Below are 16548 nucleotides of genomic sequence, written 5' to 3'. Positions count from 1 at the left end.
TTTTTGACTGCACTTTTTATTTAAGCAATTATTTATTCGCTAAAATCACTGCGCGAGTTGAGGCTTGATAGCCTTCGATGGTTTTATTGTGATCGTTTGGATCTAAGAAATCAATCAAACTTTCATTTTCTAACCAATCCGTTTTACGCTGTTCTTCTAATGTCGTGGTGGCGACATCCACACAACGCACATTAGTAAAACCGACCTTTTCCAACCAATTAATGAGCGCAGCAACGGAAGGAATAAAATACACGTTCTTCATTTTTGCATAGCGATCTGAAGGCACTAAGACCGTATTGGCATCACCATCAACCACTAAGGTTTCTAACACCAATTCGCCACCTTTTACTAATTGATTTTTTAGTTGAGTGAGATGATCAAGCGGTGATTTACGATGATAAAGCACGCCCATTGAGAATACGGTATCAAATGCCGCAAGTGGTTGCATTTCTTCAATACCTAATGGGATCAAGTTAGCTCGACGATCGTTATTTAGTAATTTTCGAACTGCTTCAAATTGGCAAAGGAAAAGCTCGGTTGGATCAATACCAACGACCATTTTTGCACCTTCACCAACCATTCGCCACATATGGTAGCCGCTACCGCAGCCCACATCTAAAATGGTACGATCTTTTAATGGGGCAAGATGAGGCAAAACACGATCCCATTTGAAATCAGAACGCCATTCGCAATCCACGTGAATATCAAATAAATGATAAGGTCCTTTTCGCCATGGCATCAATTGTTTCAAATGATGGACAATGCGTTGTTTTTCGCCCTCTGAAAGTGGGGAAGTGCGGTCAGATTTCACCGCATTTTTTAAATCGATAGTGTCTGCCTGTAAATCAGGGAGAAAGTCCACGATTTTTGACCATTTGGCATAATCACCATGAGTTTGTTTTTCCCATTCTTTTAACTGCAAAGGCAATGTTTCTAGCCAAGCAGATAAATTTGTGGTGGCAATTTGTTGATAAAAAGGACGAAAATCAATCATTATTTTGCTTCCTTATAGGCTCTTTCTGCTTTTTCAAAGGTTTCTTTAACTTCATTTTCAGGTTCTGCAGAAAGGAGAGAAACCACAATAATCGCGAGGCTAGCAAGAATGAATCCTGGGATCATTTCATAGACATTAAACCATTCACTGGTTTCAGGAATCACCGATTTCCAAGCAAAGACAACTACTGCGCCGACAACCATTCCTGCCATCGCCGCTGATGAAGTCATGCGTTTCCAGAATAAGGAGAAAAGCACAACAGGGCCAAATGCAGAACCAAAGCCCGCCCAGGCAAATTCAACGAGTTTTAATACTTTGCTGTTTTCATCCTGTGCAATCCAAATTGCAATGCCCGCGATAACTAAAACCATCGCACGACCTAGCCAAACTAATTCTTTTTCAGAAGCTTTTGGACGGATAAACCCTTTATAAAAATCTTCAGTAATAGAACTAGAAGAAATTAATAATTGTGCGGAAAGTGTACTCATGACTGCCGCTAAAATTGCAGAGAGTAGAATACCGGCAATCCATGGATTAAAGAGCAATTTAGCCAGTTCAATAAATACTTGTTCTGGTTCATTATTTACCACGCCAGCCACATTGGGGTTAGCAAAGAAATAAGGAATACCGAAGAAGCCAATACCAATCGCACCCGCGAGGCAAATCACCATCCATGTCATACTGATACGGCGTGCTTTAATAAGAGATTTCACCGAGTAAGCCGCCATAAAACGCGCAAGGATATGCGGTTGACCAAAATAACCTAAGCCCCAGGCCGCTAAACTTAATAAACCTAATGGTGTAGTAGAACTAAATAAATCAGTAAAGTCTTTATTTGCTGCGATTTCTGCTTGATGTAGCACTCCAGTAAATTGTGATACATCACCCAAACTTAAAAAGATAAAGAGAGGCGTTAAAATTAGTGCAAAAATCATCAATGTGGCTTGAATGGTATCCGTCCAGCTTACGGCTAAAAATCCACCGATAAAGGTATAGACGATAGTCGCTAATGCGCCGTACCAAATAGCTGTGGAGTAGTCGACTGAGAATAGGTTTTGGAATAATTTCGCCCCTGCAACCACACCAGAACCACAATAAATGGTGAAGAATACTAGGATGATTGTTGCAGACACAATTTTTAAGAGATTATGTGATGTGCCAAAGCGATGGTGGAAATATTCCGGTAATGTGAGTGCATTGTTGTTAAATTCGGTATAGATCCGTAAACGACCAGCTACAAGCAACCAGTTAAAATAAGCCCCGAGGATTAAACCAATAGCGATCCAACCTTCTACCAGACCAGATACATACACCGCACCCGGCAGACCCATTAATAACCAGCCTGACATATCAGATGCGCCAGCAGACATAGCTGTCACAAAACTTCCGAGTTTACGGCCGCCTAAAATATAATCGGATAAGTTGTTTGTATAATAATAGGCAAGGACTCCGATTAAAATCATGCCGAAAATATAAATACTAAAAGTAATAAGTGTTGGGTCTAAACCAAACATTAAATACCCCAAAATAAGTCGTGAAAATTTGAGAAAGGTCACATTTTACCTCATTTAGGACTATTATTCTATTTTCCTTTTCGATAGACTAATATGATTAAAACTAAGGTCGAAAAAATGGATTCTGTTGAATTATTAATGAATGTTACGCCCAATGAAACCCGCGTTGCGTTGGTGGAAACGGGTGTTTTAAAAGAAGTTCATATTGAACGTCAAGCCAAACGTGGCATCGTGGGGAATATTTATAAAGGACGAGTAACCCGTGTTTTACCAGGGATGCAGTCCGCTTTTGTAGATATCGGTTTAGAAAAAGCAGCATTTTTGCATGCTTCCGATATTGTTTCACATACCGAATGCGTGGATTTGAACGAACAAAAACAATTCCGTGCAAAAAGCATTTCTGAACTCGTACGCGAGGGGCAGGATATCGTGGTACAAGTGGTGAAAGATCCCTTGGGCACAAAAGGCGCAAGATTAACCACGGATATTACATTACCTTCTCGTTATCTCGTCTTTATGCCGGAAAATAGCCATGTTGGTGTGTCACAACGTATTGAAAGCGAAGAAGAGCGCGCCAGATTAAAAGCATTGGTTGAGCCTTTTTGTGATGAGTTAGGCGGCTTTATTGTCCGTACAGCTACCGAAGGCGCAACAGAAGAAGAGTTGCGCCAAGATGCGGAATTTTTAAAACGTTTATGGCGTAAGGTGCTTGAGCGTAAAGGAAAATATCCAACACGTTCTAAAATTTATGGCGAACCCGCATTACCACAACGTATTTTGCGTGATTTTATCGGTGCCAATTTAGAGAAAATTCATATCGATTCCAAACTTTGTTTTAACGAGGTTAAAGAATTTACCGATGAATTTATGCCGGAATTAAGTGAAAAATTAATGCTTTATACGGGCAGTCAGCCGATTTTTGATATTTATGGTGTAGAACGTGGTATTCAAAATGCACTTGAAAAACGCGTGAATTTAAAATCAGGTGGCTATCTCATTATTGAGCAGACCGAAGCCATGACGACCATTGATATTAATACCGGGGCTTTCGTTGGTCACCGAAATTTAGATGAAACGATTTTTAACACCAATATTGAAGCCACTAAAGCTATTGCCCAGCAACTACAACTGCGTAATTTAGGCGGAATTATCATTATTGATTTTATTGATATGCAAACCGATGAGCATCGCAATCGCGTGATTGAATCCTTGGAAGAAGCCCTATCAAAAGATCGCGTGAAAACCAATGTGAATGGTTTTACTCAACTTGGTTTAGTGGAAATGACGCGTAAACGTACTCGCGAAAGTTTAGAACACGTTTTGTGTGATGAATGCCCAACTTGCCAAGGTCGTGGACGCGTGAAAACAGTTGAAACAGTATGTTATGAAATTATGCGTGAGATTATTCGCGTTAACCACTTATTCTCAAGTGAACAATTTGTGGTTTATGCGTCTCCAGCTGTAGCGGATTACTTAATCAAAGAAGAATCGCACGGTTTATTGCCAGAGATAGAAATGTTCATCAGCAAACAGGTTCAAGTCAAAACAGAGCAGTACTACAACCAAGAACAGTTTGATGTGGTGGTGATGTAGCGTGATTATATGGTTTTAGAATTATGACTCAGCCAAGTGTAGCTATAATAACTTCAACTATTGGACGAGCTGAGCTAGAACAAACGATACTAAGTGTTCAAAATCAGTCGTATTCTTGTAAGCATTATGTTTTTGTCGATGGTGAGATATTTTGGCATAAAGCGAAAGCAATTTTAGATAAATATCCTAATGTTATCCCAATTTACTTACCAATGAATACAGGTAAGAATTTAATGCTTAATAGTTCTATCAATGCTATTGCACCATTTTTAGTATCTGAAGATATAATTTGCTATTTGGATGATGACAATCGAATTACTAAAAATCATGTCGAGACAATTGTCGATGAATTAAACACTGGAGCAGATTTTGTATATTCATTAAGATCTTTCTATTTGTCAGATGGAGTATTTATCTGTCGAGATGATTTTCAATCATTAGGAAATTGGAGACCGAGAGGAAGTGTTCAGTTATCTATTAACTTGGGCGAACATCAAAAAACATTAGAATATGATCTTGATATATTAGGACATCATATTGATACCAATTGTTACGCATTGCCTAAAAATATCGCTTTAATGGTCGCTCAAAGTTGGTATTCAGGATTAGAGAATGATCGTGTTGTCTACAAAAAGCTGAAAGATTTAGGATTAAAAGGACAAACTACGGGAAAATATACGGTACATTATGTAGTTGATTTTGATAAGTTCATTAATGTAAGAGGCTTATTTCCAGAATTATTGTTATCTGACCAATATAATAATGAGCTTTCTTCAGAAATATTGAAGATATTGTGTCAAAAGAATATTGAAATGTATGGTAATGAACGGCCTTGGGCTAAAGAGTAAAAAGTGCGGTCAAATTTGACCGCACTTTTCACTTTAACTACTTCAATCTTTCTAACTGTTGAATAATGGCTTCATCAGGTTGTGATTGGATTTTTCGCATACGCATAAAGAGTAAAGCAGCAGCAATGGTTAAGGCAATGATAAATGCTACCCAGAAACCTTTTGCGCCGATGCTTGGTACGATCCAATCCGTACGGGAAAGAACATAACCAACTGGGATACCCACGCCCCAATAGGCAAGTAATGTGATGTAGAGAATAATTTTAGTATCTTTATAGCCACGTAAAATACCGCTCACAACGACTTGCACTGAATCTGAAAATTGATAAATCGCCGCCATCGCTAATAAGCTGCCTGAAAGAGCAATAACGGTGGCATTATCGCCAACAATTAATGCGGCAATCTCTGCACTAAATACCCAAATCACCAACGCTAATACACTTGCCGCAATCAAGCCAAGAATAATAGCGGCGTGAGCCATGATTTTGGCTTTTTGAGGTGCATGATTACCGAGCTCTTGCGCCACTAAAATGGTTGCAGCCATCGCAATAGACATTGGGAACATAAAGGCTACGGCACTGGTGTTTAACGCAATTTGGTGGCTAGCGACCACATCCGCACCTAATGGTGAAAGTAATAAACTACTTAGCGCAAAGAGTGAGACTTTACTGCACAGCGCAATGGCAATAGGTAAACCAAGTGCGGTCAATTTTTTCAGTGTTTTGATATCAGGCTTTTCAATAATCTTTTCAAAGACTTTCAAACTACGTTCATTATAGTTTTTGGCCGAATAGGTAATCATCAAAATTGCCATCGCCCAGTTGACAATAGCCGTTGCCACACCACAACCGACACCGCCCAATGCAGGTGCACCAAATTTGCCGTAAATAAACATATAATTCAGCGGAATATTCAGCATTAACCCCATGAAGGTAATCACCATGGCGGGTTTTGTTTTGGCAATGCCATCATTCAAACAGCGGAAATTAATCAGCAATAAATAGGCAGGTAAGCCCGACACCATTGCACGCAAATAATTCATCGTCACATCAGCCATGTGGGCATCCATATTCATAAACTGTAATATGAAATCATTATGATAGATGATGAGTGCAAGGGGAATCATCACTAAAAATGAAATCCAAAGACCTTGTCTCACTTGGTGAGCTATGCGATGACGTTGTCCTGAACCATTTAAATAGGAAATTGTTGGTGGCAAGGCGAGTAATAATCCTTGCCCGAAAAGTACCAAAGGTAGCCAAATGGAGGCACCAATACCGACACCGCCTACATCAGCCGAGCTCACACGCCCCGCCATAATCACATCCACGGTACCCATGCCAGTTTGAGCCAATTGGGCAAGCCCGATAGGTGTCGCAATTCGGATAAGTTTTTGAATATCAATACGGTATTGAGAAAAAAGACGAGAATTCATAAATTTTGCTATAATATTGGAAAAATTTTTAATGAAGGAATAATAATGTTTACAGGTATTGTACAGGGCATCGCCCAAATTCATGCAATTAAAGATAGCGATAATTTTAGAACACAGATCGTAAAATTACCAGCTGAAATGCGAAAAGGCTTAGAAATCGGTGCATCAGTGGCGAATAACGGCGTGTGCTTAACAGTGACTGAAATTCACGATGATCTTGTGAGCTTTGATTTAATGCAGGAAACCTTGCGCATCACCAATCTCGGTAGCTTAAAAGCAGGGGATTTTGTGAATATCGAACGCGCGATGCAAATGGGCGCCGAAATTGGCGGACATATTTTATCCGGCCACGTTTATTGTACCGCAAGTGTTTCACAAATTATCGAAAGCGAAAACAATCGTCAGGTTTGGTTTAAATTACCCAATAAAGAGGTGATGAAATATATCCTGACTAAAGGATTTATCGCGATTGACGGCATCAGCCTTACTATTGGTGAAGTGAACGGTGATGAATTCTGCGTGAATTTAATTCCTGAAACCTTACATAGAACTCTAATCGGCAAACGCCAAATTGGCGATTTAGTAAATATTGAAATTGATCCACAAACTCAAGCGATTGTGGATACAGTGGAGAATTATTTAAAAGCAAGAGGGATATAGTTAATTAAGATTACCATAAGGAGGAAATATGTTTAAAGATGAAGTTGCTCTTATTCGCTTTTTAGGCAGAGAGTTTATTGCCATGTTTAATGTGTTTTTTCTATTTCCACTTTTAATGGTTTTTGTACTGATTGGCGTTATTAATGGTGTAATATGGAACGTACTTTTAGGTATTGCCTTTACTTGCCTCGTCTTTCTTATCTTATTTAGGATATTAATCCATTTTTTATATAAAAAATGGGAGAAAGAGCATCAGAAAAAAATGCAAGAAGAGAATGAAGTTAAATACATTATTATTAAATAGTAAACTTATACTGTATTGTAATAACATCTTTTTTCATTTCGCAGTGCTATAATTCATCTCTAACCAAGTCCACGCTATACAGCGTTGTAGCTCCCTTTTTCATTTCGCAGTGCTATAATTGATTGCCAACGAGCATTATATTGCTGGAAGTTGTAGCTCCCTTTTTCATTTCGCAGTGCTATAATGGGGTGCGTGGCTAAGAGATACGGTATTGCGTTGTAGCTCCCTTTTTCATTTCGCAGTGCTATAATACGTGTTGCTCAGTATTGGTTGGAGGCTTGGTTGTAGCTCCCTTTTTCATTTCGCAGTGCTATAATGCCCTTTCCCTTGAATTTCAGTACTTGCTTGTTGTAGCTCCCTTTTTCATTTCGCAGTGCTATAATAACTTGTTTATGCTTACGCAATGTGGATTAGTTGTAGCTCCCTTTTTCATTTCGCAGTGCTATAATTTAAAAATTGATGGTGAAAATTTAGTGATTGTTGTAGCTCCCTTTTTCATTTCGCAGTGCTATAATGGAAATTGAATCGTTAGCCTCTACGCGTTCGTTGTAGCTCCCTTTTTCATTTCGCAGTGCTATAATGTCACCTGGATTAGGCAAATCATTTTGTAAGTTGTAGCTCCCTTTTTCATTTCGCAGTGCTATAATAACATAGATATTAAACTTCATTCCTCCAGTGTTGTAGCTCCCTTTTTCATTTCGCAGTGCTATAATTCCAAATGGAATTGGTTGCCTTGCCAATTTGTTGTAGCTCCCTTTTTCATTTCGCAGTGCTATAATTTTAATGATTTTAATATTTCACACAAAAACGTTGTAGCTCCCTTTTTCATTTCGCAGTGCTATAATTGAGGTATTGAAGAAACTTTATGGAAAGGCGTTGTAGCTCCCTTTTTCATTTCGCAGTGCTATAATAAAAATTATCGCTAACTGACTTGTCACAAAGTTGTAGCTCCCTTTTTCATTTCGCAGTGCTATAATCGAGTGTATATGCTATCTCTGTGTTTTTGAGTTGTAGCTCCCTTTTTCATTTCGCAGTGCTATAATCCGCTAAAGCTGCTTAATACGAGGACAACAGTTGTAGCTCCCTTTTTCATTTCGCAGTGCTATAATAGAAGGTGCTGAAACTATTGAAGAATTAACGTTGTAGCTCCCTTTTTCATTTCGCAGTGCTATAATTGATTAAAGAGGGCTATTTAGCACCGTTAAGTTGTAGCTCCCTTTTTCATTTCGCAGTGCTATAATGTTCGGCAGTGTTAGAAGTAAATGGCGTTGGTTGTAGCTCCCTTTTTCATTTCGCAGTGCTATAATAGTCAGCCAACCGTAAATCAGTGGCTAAAGGTTGTAGCTCCCTTTTTCATTTCGCAGTGCTATAATAGGGACGGCAAAAAGCCCCATGCCGTAAGGTTTAGGGGCTTTTGTTTTATCTAAAAAAACGGTTAAAAAAGCAGTAATTGATTTGAATTGACCTTTTTTTCTTGCAGTTTTTTCTCTCCCACTAAAATTTCCATGCTCGCAAATTGTTTTTCTGTAATAGATAAACATCGAATTGATCCCTCTTCAGGTAAGTGTGCGACGAGTCTTTTATGATGTTTTTCTAACGCATCTCGCCCTTTAATAATTCGAGTATAAATAGAAAGTTGTAACATTTGATAACCATCTTTAAGTAAAAATTGACGGAATTGGTTTGCTGCCCGCATTTTTGCTTTAGTGGTAACCGGTAAATCAAATAAAACGATCATACGCATAAAGACTTCCTCACTCATATTGGTATTCCTGTAGTGCATCGATCTCTGGTAACTGCAATAATGTTGCATTTTTTTGAATAAGTGCAATTTGTAAAGAGGCAATGGTTTTATCAATAGCAGTCAAAACACTCACTTTTTCCTGGTTAAAGCGCAGTTGATGATGCAGGATTTTGATTAATTGCTGTTTTGATAGAGGACTGAGATTTTGGGAGAGTAATCCTTTTTCGAGCAAGTTCCATACCAGCAAATCAACAAGAGGACGAAACGGTTCAATAAAATCATCCGCTAAATTAAAGGCATTAAGTTCGCTATGATGAAATAAGCCTAATTGTGGTAACCAACCATAAAGCACAAGGCTTCTTGCCACAGCTGAACGTATAACGGTATAAGCATAGTTCAGATGTATATTAATCGCATTGTCTTCTTCTTTTCGTCTGAAATGAGCGCCGAATAATCCAGAGAAATAAATGACCGCACTTTGTGCCTCAAGATTATCTTTATCACCTGATTTCACTAAATTAGCGAGTTGGAGTAACCGTTCTGATTTTTCTTGATGATGACAGAGTGATAAGACTTTTGCTTGATTACGAATTTTTTGTTGCACAATACGTTGCCAAAGTTGTTTTTTCAGTGGCAAGCTCGTTTCTAGTTGTAATTTAAGGGTTTTTAATTGTCGATAATATTGATTAAAAGGGAGCCATTGACCACAAGGTAAAAATTGTTCATCACAGCTCAATAAAGTAATCCCGTATAAACCGAATGCCGAGAGCAATGGAAGGGTAATCACTGTTTCTCGGCTTTCCACAACAACAATAGCAATATCTTCTAAAGGGACACTAAATTCATTCCCTTCTTGTTGAATCAGCATTTGTTGCTGATGCAAAGAGAGTTTTCCCCCTTTACTAATAAGAAGACTTCTCCATGTCATAATGTATCCTTACAAAAAATCCCCATACGTAATGCGCATGAGGATTGAATTGAGATTAACGAACAGGTTGGCGTTTACTTGGTTTACATAAACGAATATTTTTCCCAAGTTCATCTACTTGATATTTTTCAAAGGAAAGGGCAATTTTAACTCCAATACCTTCAAAAATACCTTGTTTACCTTTTGATTTTTCTAAATCATGGGTTCTTATATTTATCCCTCCCGTATGTCGATTTAGCCCGTTAAAATAACCCCAAAATTCATCTTTTTTAGTTTTAACTCTAATTAAATCATTTGGATGTAATGAAAATTGGAAAGTCGAATTCTCATCCATCATTTCCCATTCATTTTCATCAGTATCTGCAATAACAGCTCTATTGGGTAAAATACCCTTAGCCACTTGCCAGGTATAAATAGGTACAAGGAAATATTTTCTGTCTTTGATAAAAACATCTACTCGCACTATAGAGCCAGATGCATTGTCTGCTACTCCATTACCAGCATGGACTAATACGCCAGATTTTTGTACTTTTTCTACTCGTATTGATTTAACAATAGCCCAGCCATTTTTAACAAAAGATTCAGTAAAGGCTTTAGCAGGGTCATCATTAAAAGCTTCTAGTCGAGCTTTTAAAGATTTATATAGATCTTTTTCACGCTCACGATTTACCATCAATTCTAAATCTTTTAATTTTAATTTAGTGAGTGGTATTTTAATCACGCTTATCCCCTCATTGAGACGTTTCGCTGATTTCACGGTTTCCATGTGCCCTTGACCTGTCATTTTGCGTGTAGGCATTCGAGATACAAACAGAGGTTGGACAAATTCATGATTGGCTTGCGGACGATCTGACAATCTATTTTCTAGCTCCAGTTTAGGATTATCACTAAAAATACGGATTTCAACTTCTTGCTTGAAAAATTGCCATGGAGCAGGGAAGTGTAATGGAATAATTTCACCCGTTTCACGATCTCTTCTCTCACCTGTAAATACGTTGCCTTCCTCAAAGCGAACAAAACGTGTGATTTTTTGCTGCATGGCGACAGTTGAGCAAGCGACCACAACAGCATCTAAAGCATGATGGCGATCATTGTCTTCACGTGATTTTGCTAATCCCCAACGACTACGAAGTAAGGCAGTAATTTGCCCATTGGAAGCAAATACTTTGCGTTTTCCTTCACCTGTTAAGTGCATATTATCTGCAATAAAGTTACATAAGAAACGAGCAACGTAGCGTGTATCATTTAAGTTACGTTCAATAAAGCCCTTTTCATCAAGTTTTTGGCTTAGGATGCGTTGTTTTTTTGCATAAGGGAATGCACTGGTTTCAATTAATGCTTTGAAAGCTCTCCAGCGTTCGCTGTTATGTTTACCATCAAGCCATTCAAAAGGGGTTGAATTGCCTTTGTTTTGATTTTCATTAGCAAGCACCAGTACTTTATTGCTGAAACTGTTATCCCAAGTGCGGGAAAACGGCAAGGCATGATCGACTTCTACATAACCTTTTTCTAATAAACGGTGTAATTCGATAGGTTTGCCGGAATATAAACATTTTGCATTTTGTTGTTTATAAAGTCGCATTTTTAAAATGTCTTTGGTTTTAGGTTCACCAGCAAAATGAGGGAAGTACTCTTTAAATTCCTTGATTGCGTTTTCACGCTGTTTACGATTTTCTTCCTGACGTTTTTCTAGTTCACGGCGATCTTTGTAAGATTTGCCAACTTCTCGTCCTGTTTCAATATGAATACGAGCTGGCGAACCATATAGTCTCACTACACCATTAATCACTTTACGAGCCTGCGTGAGTGTTCTTAAAACTACAGGATTACGGATTTCATCAGCTGGAATCTGTGGTAAGAAGTGATGGTTTTCTTCTGTTTTTTTACCATAATGATCGCCATAAATTTCACGGCAAGCCTCGTCATAGCGTAGTCCTTGTTGCATTAATGGCAGAAGTTTATATAAAGCTTTAAGAGATAATTGGATAAATTTATCAAAACTAAGATTTTCCAATAATACATCTAATACAGGTTGAGAGAGTTTTCCTGCTAAGTAACCACTGATATCTTCATCAGTTTTATATAATGAAAATGCCGTGCCAATTTCATCTAATAATGTTGGATTTGCCTTTAATTCAGCCCATTCAGCTTTTAGGTTATTACCTTCTAATACCTTGCGAATTTGGTGATAGGTTTTCATTTCCATCAGAGTTGTTTTGGTTTCAATGGCTTTTTTATCTTCACCGGAATAACGGACGCCTTTAAAGATTGCCTCATCAGATAAATTTAATCTTGAACGTACTTGTGCATAATTTAATTTAGCTTTCTCATAAGGTTGGTTGATTAACATTAAACGTTCATTATCATTTAAAGCACGCTCTAAGCCATTTTCTTGAATACGTAAATTATTTAATTTCGTTATCCAAACAAAACGTTCTGCGGAATAAGTGTTCTTAGCTGCCTTATATTCATCTTCAAAAGTACATTTACCGAGCATTTTTAAAATAGCTTCACCAGATAAGGCAGGTTTTTGCCACATTAAAAGTGAGGTCAAATTTTCTAATAATTTTTCTGAAGCGAATGGATTTCCAAAGTGTTGTTGACGAGAGAAGAGGAGTTCCATTTCGGCGAGTAAGTCTAGTCGGCTAAACGTGTGAGTATAGGCGCCTTGTTGGTTACGGATATGGCCTTCTTCGACCTCAAATTTTTTTACGGCAAGTTCTGCAGGCGTGCGATATGTAGCTTGTTGCAGTAATTCATGGTTACTGGCTACACCGCTTAATAGCGCGCCTAGCTCTTTATTTTCGCTTTTACTTTCATTTTTACGCTGAGATAAATAACCACGATGCTTAATTAAATGTAATAACACCGCAGCCCATTCTTGGCGTTCTAATTTACGATCTAGACCTTCGACACGTAGTTGCCAAACTTGATGAGGAAGACGTTCATCAGTGGATAAGAGAATATTTTCTGATTTCAGAAGTCGTTTTGCTTTTTTCAGGCGAGCAACGCGACGCTGAGTTAATCGACGAGCAGAGCGGGCTAAGCGACGAGAAAGCGCAAGGCTTTCACCTGTTTTGGGCACTTCTGCTCGTTCGAAAGTACGTACACCAACATCAATTAAACGCAGAGGATTCTCTTTTTCGTCAATTTCAACCACAGCCCAGCCAACAGAGGCGATACCAAGGTCGAGACCAAGGATATAATGTAAGTTTTTATTTTCCATAAGGTTGGTTCCTTTTTATTAGTTTTTTTTGTTTAAATTTTAACAGATTTTTGTATAAAAAATATATTGACGATAAAAAAATAAATAGATAGAATTCACTTCGTTGTAATGGCACTGCGAAATGAAAAACGTTGTTACAATAAGAGAAAAGATTTCTCGCAAAGCTCTGTCCCTTGAAATGTAAGTTTCAAGGGATATCTTTTTTCTGCTTATTGAGAAAATAAAGATGTGAGAGTAGGTTAAAAAAAACAAAAAACGCTTAATAAATTATTAAGCGTTTTTTTATTGACGAAAATTTATAAAATTTTAACCGCACTTTATAGGAAATTATTTAGATTGTTTCTTTGCTTTTTTCCATTTCCAGAATAAGAAAACCGCTAATGCACCAACAAGGATATAAATCACAAGCTGACCTTTTTGGATTTGCTCATGGAGCCAGTCTAAATTTCTTGCACCAAATTCGCCAAGGTAAACCCAAATTGGCACAGAAATAATCGCGGCACAGAAATCAATGAATACAAAGCGAGTGTAGCTGACACGGCGGGTGATGCCTGAAACCATATAAATTGGTGCGCGTAATCCTGGAAGGAAACGAGCCACAAATAAAACACGGTTGCCGTATTGGGCAAATTTTTCACGCACCATTTTGAGGCGTTCTAATGTGACGATTTTACGCATTGGTCGGAAACGTAAAATGCGCGTGCCGTAAATGCGGCCAAGCCAGTACATGGTTGAATCACCGGCAAGTACGCCAATCATACTGACGACTAACATTAAGTGGGAATTAACGCTTTCAGGATAGAGCCCTGCAATTACACCGCCGGAGACAAGCGTGATATCTTCTGGAATAGGTACACCAAAGCCACAAATAATCAGAACAAATAGCACCGCCCAATAACCGTAATCGGTAAAAAAGCTGATAAGAAATTCCATTTGAAACCCACTTACAATCAGTTAGTTAAAATTAATTAAAAATTGGGGCTTATTTTAATCGCTTTGCCTTGAAAAGCCTAGAAAAAATTTGCTGTGTAAATTTGCATTGTGGGGCTGAATATTTTATAATCCGTCGCTCTCAAAGTTTGTCTTTGAGCAAATTTAGGAAAATTGCTGGGTCGCCTGCAATTTTTTATTTTAAACTTTTAATCAAGAGAACATTAAAATGGCATTTAAATTTAACGCTGAAGTTCGTCAAGCGCAAGGTAAGGGTGCGAGCCGCCGCCTGCGTCACAACGGTCAAATCCCTGCAATCATTTATGGTGGCAGCGAAGCACCTGTTTCAATCATCTTAAATCATGATGAATTAAACAACGCACAAGCTCACGATTCTTTCTATAGCGATGTAATCACTTTAGTGGTTGAAGGTAAAGAAGTTGCAGTGAAAGTTCAAGCAATGCAACGTCACCCATTCAAACCAAAATTGGTTCACATTGACTTCAAACGTGCTTAATTTTTAGCTTGTGATAAGAACACCAATAATGATGAGTTATTGGTGTTTTTTCTTTTCGGGCAAAGTGCGGTCAAATTTGAAATCGTTTTAGGAGTATTTTCCAATGAAGATAGCCTTAGGCATTGAATATAACGGAAAACAGTATTGTGGCTGGCAGCGACAAGAGAAAGTGCGTAGCGTACAAGAGGAATTAGAAAAAGCGTTATCTTTTGTGGCAAATGAAAAAATTGAAGTGTTTTGTGCGGGTAGAACAGACTCAGGTGTGCATGGCACAGGACAAGTGGTGCATTTTGAAACTACAGCGGTTCGCCCTGAAAAAGCTTGGGCATTTGGGACCAATGCGAATTTGCCTGATGATATTTCGGTGAGTTGGGCAAAAGTGGTAAATGATGAATTTCATGCTCGTTTTTCAGCAACTGCGCGTCGTTATCGTTATATTTTGTATTGTAATAAATTACGTTCAGCCATTTTGCCGGAAGGGATTACCCATTGCCATTTAGATTTAGACGAAAAGAAAATGCACCAAGCGGGGCAGTTTTTATTGGGTGAAAATGATTTTTCCTCTTTCCGCGCGGCACAATGTCAATCGAATACCCCTTGGCGAAATGTGCATCATTTAAATGTGGTGCGAAAAGGGCAGTACATTATTGTGGATATTCAAGCCAATGCTTTTGTGCATCATATGGTACGCAATATTGTGGGAAGCTTGATAGAGGTCGGCGCAGGCAATCAACCTGTTGAGTGGATGAAATGGTTGTTAGAGCAAAAAGATCGTAAATTAGCTGCTCCAACAGCGAAACCCGAAGGCTTATATTTAGTGAATGCCATTTACCCTGAAAAATTTGCGATTCCACAGAAAAATTTAGGGCCATTGTTTTTAGAAGATAATCTCATCTGACTAGCAAATTTCGCTAAATTATGATTAAATACGCAAACTTTTCTAGTTAATAAAAAAGGTAAAAAATGAGCTGGATTGATAGAATTTTTAGCAAAGGAACCTCTTCCTCTGCATCACGTAAAGCTAACGTACCAGAAGGGGTTTGGACAAAATGTACCTCTTGTGAACAAGTTCTTTACGGTGAAGAAGTAAAACGTAATTTATATGTTTGTCCAAAATGCGGTCATCATATGCGTATTGATGCTCGTGAGCGCCTTTTAGCCTTATTAGATGAAGGTTCAAGCCAAGAACTATCGGCTGATTTAGAACCAAAAGATATTCTTAAATTTAAAGATTTAAAAAAATATAAAGATCGTATTTCTGCTGCTCAAAAAGAAACGGGCGAAAAAGATGCGTTAATCACAATGACCGGTACACTTTACAATATGCCTATTGTTGTTGCGGCTTCAAACTTTAGCTTCATGGGCGGTTCAATGGGCTCGGTTGTAGGAGCAAAATTTGTAAAAGCGGCAGAAAAAGCAATGGAATTAAATTGTCCATTCGTTTGTTTCTCTGCAAGTGGCGGTGCACGTATGCAAGAAGCCCTTTTCTCCTTAATGCAAATGGCGAAAACCAGTGCGGTGTTAGCAAAAATGCGTGAAAAAGGCGTGCCGTTTATTTCGGTATTAACGGATCCTACATTAGGTGGGGTATCTGCAAGTTTTGCCATGTTAGGTGATGTGAACATCGCTGAGCCAAAAGCATTAATCGGTTTTGCAGGCCCACGTGTTATTGAACAAACTGTACGTGAGAAATTACCGGAAGGCTTCCAACGTAGTGAATTCTTACTTGAAAAAGGGGCGATTGATATGATAGTGAAACGTTCAGAAATGCGTTCAACCCTTGGAAACCTTTTAAGCAAACTCACCAATCAACCCTCACCTTTTGTTGAAGTAGAAGTTGTTGAAAATGCCTAAT

At 38.3% G+C, this 16548-nt stretch carries 14 protein-coding genes and 1 CRISPR repeat array; of the genes, 7 read left to right on the top strand and 7 right to left on the bottom strand.

The window, feature by feature from the left end; all coding sequences use genetic code 11:
* Positions 1 to 28: 28 nt before the first annotated feature.
* A complete protein-coding gene (cmoB, locus tag DPV95_RS01565) occupies positions 29 to 994 on the bottom strand; it encodes a tRNA 5-methoxyuridine(34)/uridine 5-oxyacetic acid(34) synthase CmoB (protein ID WP_111406529.1) in 966 nt (321 codons plus the stop codon).
* The gene (gene putP / locus DPV95_RS01560) at positions 994 to 2508 is read right to left on the bottom strand and encodes a sodium/proline symporter PutP (protein ID WP_111406528.1); all 1515 of its coding nucleotides are present in this window, start codon (positions 2506 to 2508) and stop codon (positions 994 to 996) included. The genes cmoB and putP overlap by 1 nt, the downstream gene beginning before the upstream one ends.
* Positions 2509 to 2625: 117 nt before the next feature.
* Between putP and rng the strand changes: the two genes are divergently transcribed.
* Positions 2626 to 4101, top strand: coding sequence for a ribonuclease G (gene rng / locus DPV95_RS01555; protein WP_049367419.1), 1476 nt, complete (start codon positions 2626 to 2628; stop codon positions 4099 to 4101).
* A 23-nt stretch (positions 4102 to 4124) separates the two neighbouring features.
* The gene (locus DPV95_RS01550; protein WP_080351296.1) at positions 4125 to 4949 is read left to right on the top strand and encodes a glycosyltransferase; all 825 of its coding nucleotides are present in this window, start codon (positions 4125 to 4127) and stop codon (positions 4947 to 4949) included.
* A 37-nt stretch (positions 4950 to 4986) separates the two neighbouring features.
* On the opposite strand, the gene DPV95_RS01545 is transcribed toward DPV95_RS01550, so the two are convergent.
* Positions 4987 to 6384 carry an MATE family efflux transporter gene (locus tag DPV95_RS01545; RefSeq protein ID WP_049367420.1) on the bottom strand — a complete coding sequence of 466 codons (1398 nt, stop codon included), beginning with the start codon at positions 6382 to 6384 and terminating at the stop codon, positions 4987 to 4989.
* A 45-nt stretch (positions 6385 to 6429) separates the two neighbouring features.
* On the opposite strand from DPV95_RS01545, the gene DPV95_RS01540 reads away from it, so the two are divergent.
* Both DPV95_RS01540 and DPV95_RS01535 read left to right on the top strand, forming a co-directional pair.
* Positions 6430 to 7044: a riboflavin synthase subunit alpha gene (locus tag DPV95_RS01540; protein WP_049367421.1), complete on the top strand. Its 615-nt coding sequence runs from the start codon at positions 6430 to 6432 to the stop codon at positions 7042 to 7044.
* Positions 7045 to 7072: 28 nt separating this feature from the next.
* The gene (locus DPV95_RS01535; RefSeq protein ID WP_065422173.1) at positions 7073 to 7348 is read left to right on the top strand and encodes a hypothetical protein; all 276 of its coding nucleotides are present in this window, start codon (positions 7073 to 7075) and stop codon (positions 7346 to 7348) included.
* A gap of 17 nt (positions 7349 to 7365) precedes the next feature.
* Positions 7366 to 8721: a CRISPR direct-repeat array (repeat unit 36 nt; unit sequence GTTGTAGCTCCCTTTTTCATTTCGCAGTGCTATAAT).
* A gap of 62 nt (positions 8722 to 8783) precedes the next feature.
* Here the strand turns inward: DPV95_RS01535 and cas2 are convergent.
* The 4 genes from cas2 to DPV95_RS01515 all read right to left on the bottom strand — a co-directional run bounded on the left by cas2 (position 8784) and on the right by DPV95_RS01515 (position 14179).
* Positions 8784 to 9110 carry a CRISPR-associated endonuclease Cas2 gene (cas2, locus tag DPV95_RS01530; protein ID WP_049367422.1) on the bottom strand — a complete coding sequence of 109 codons (327 nt, stop codon included), beginning with the start codon at positions 9108 to 9110 and terminating at the stop codon, positions 8784 to 8786.
* Positions 9103 to 10020, bottom strand: a complete 918-nt coding sequence (cas1, locus tag DPV95_RS01525) for a type II CRISPR-associated endonuclease Cas1 (protein WP_111406527.1) — start codon at positions 10018 to 10020, stop codon at positions 9103 to 9105. The genes cas2 and cas1 overlap by 8 nt, the downstream gene beginning before the upstream one ends.
* Positions 10021 to 10075: 55 nt before the next feature.
* On the bottom strand, positions 10076 to 13246 hold the full coding sequence (cas9, locus tag DPV95_RS01520; RefSeq protein ID WP_049367424.1) for a type II CRISPR RNA-guided endonuclease Cas9: 3171 nt from the start codon (positions 13244 to 13246) through the stop codon (positions 10076 to 10078).
* A gap of 327 nt (positions 13247 to 13573) precedes the next feature.
* A complete protein-coding gene (locus tag DPV95_RS01515) occupies positions 13574 to 14179 on the bottom strand; it encodes a DedA family protein (protein WP_111406526.1) in 606 nt (201 codons plus the stop codon).
* A gap of 226 nt (positions 14180 to 14405) precedes the next feature.
* On the opposite strand from DPV95_RS01515, the gene rplY reads away from it, so the two are divergent.
* The 3 genes from rplY to accD all read left to right on the top strand — a co-directional run bounded on the left by rplY (position 14406) and on the right by accD (position 16547).
* Positions 14406 to 14693, top strand: a complete 288-nt coding sequence (gene rplY / locus DPV95_RS01510; RefSeq protein WP_005698823.1) for a 50S ribosomal protein L25 — start codon at positions 14406 to 14408, stop codon at positions 14691 to 14693.
* A 103-nt stretch (positions 14694 to 14796) separates the two neighbouring features.
* A complete protein-coding gene (truA, locus tag DPV95_RS01505) occupies positions 14797 to 15591 on the top strand; it encodes a tRNA pseudouridine(38-40) synthase TruA (protein WP_049381002.1) in 795 nt (264 codons plus the stop codon).
* A 65-nt stretch (positions 15592 to 15656) separates the two neighbouring features.
* On the top strand, positions 15657 to 16547 hold the full coding sequence (gene accD / locus DPV95_RS01500) for an acetyl-CoA carboxylase, carboxyltransferase subunit beta (RefSeq protein WP_049381001.1): 891 nt from the start codon (positions 15657 to 15659) through the stop codon (positions 16545 to 16547).
* The last annotated feature ends 1 nt before the right edge of the window (position 16548 follow it).

It is taken from the genome of Haemophilus parainfluenzae (assembly GCF_003252755.1).
GTDB lineage: Bacteria > Pseudomonadota > Gammaproteobacteria > Enterobacterales > Pasteurellaceae > Haemophilus_D > Haemophilus_D parainfluenzae_N.
The sequence above is the reverse complement of the archived record's forward strand: the minus strand, read 5'-3'. Positions and strand labels throughout refer to the sequence as shown.

Coding starts and splice junctions, on each gene's coding strand:
- cas9 (WP_049367424.1), bottom strand. CDS start 13,246: ATGGAAAATAAAAACTTACATTATATCCTTGGTCTCGACCTTGGTATC.
- DPV95_RS01545 (WP_049367420.1), bottom strand. CDS start 6,384: ATGAATTCTCGTCTTTTTTCTCAATACCGTATTGATATTCAAAAACTT.
- DPV95_RS01540 (WP_049367421.1), top strand. CDS start 6,430: ATGTTTACAGGTATTGTACAGGGCATCGCCCAAATTCATGCAATTAAA.
- accD (WP_049381001.1), top strand. CDS start 15,657: ATGAGCTGGATTGATAGAATTTTTAGCAAAGGAACCTCTTCCTCTGCA.
- DPV95_RS01515 (WP_111406526.1), bottom strand. CDS start 14,179: ATGGAATTTCTTATCAGCTTTTTTACCGATTACGGTTATTGGGCGGTG.
- DPV95_RS01535 (WP_065422173.1), top strand. CDS start 7,073: ATGTTTAAAGATGAAGTTGCTCTTATTCGCTTTTTAGGCAGAGAGTTT.
- truA (WP_049381002.1), top strand. CDS start 14,797: ATGAAGATAGCCTTAGGCATTGAATATAACGGAAAACAGTATTGTGGC.
- cas1 (WP_111406527.1), bottom strand. CDS start 10,020: ATGACATGGAGAAGTCTTCTTATTAGTAAAGGGGGAAAACTCTCTTTG.
- cas2 (WP_049367422.1), bottom strand. CDS start 9,110: ATGAGTGAGGAAGTCTTTATGCGTATGATCGTTTTATTTGATTTACCG.
- rng (WP_049367419.1), top strand. CDS start 2,626: ATGGATTCTGTTGAATTATTAATGAATGTTACGCCCAATGAAACCCGC.
- rplY (WP_005698823.1), top strand. CDS start 14,406: ATGGCATTTAAATTTAACGCTGAAGTTCGTCAAGCGCAAGGTAAGGGT.
- putP (WP_111406528.1), bottom strand. CDS start 2,508: ATGTTTGGTTTAGACCCAACACTTATTACTTTTAGTATTTATATTTTC.
- cmoB (WP_111406529.1), bottom strand. CDS start 994: ATGATTGATTTTCGTCCTTTTTATCAACAAATTGCCACCACAAATTTA.
- DPV95_RS01550 (WP_080351296.1), top strand. CDS start 4,125: ATGACTCAGCCAAGTGTAGCTATAATAACTTCAACTATTGGACGAGCT.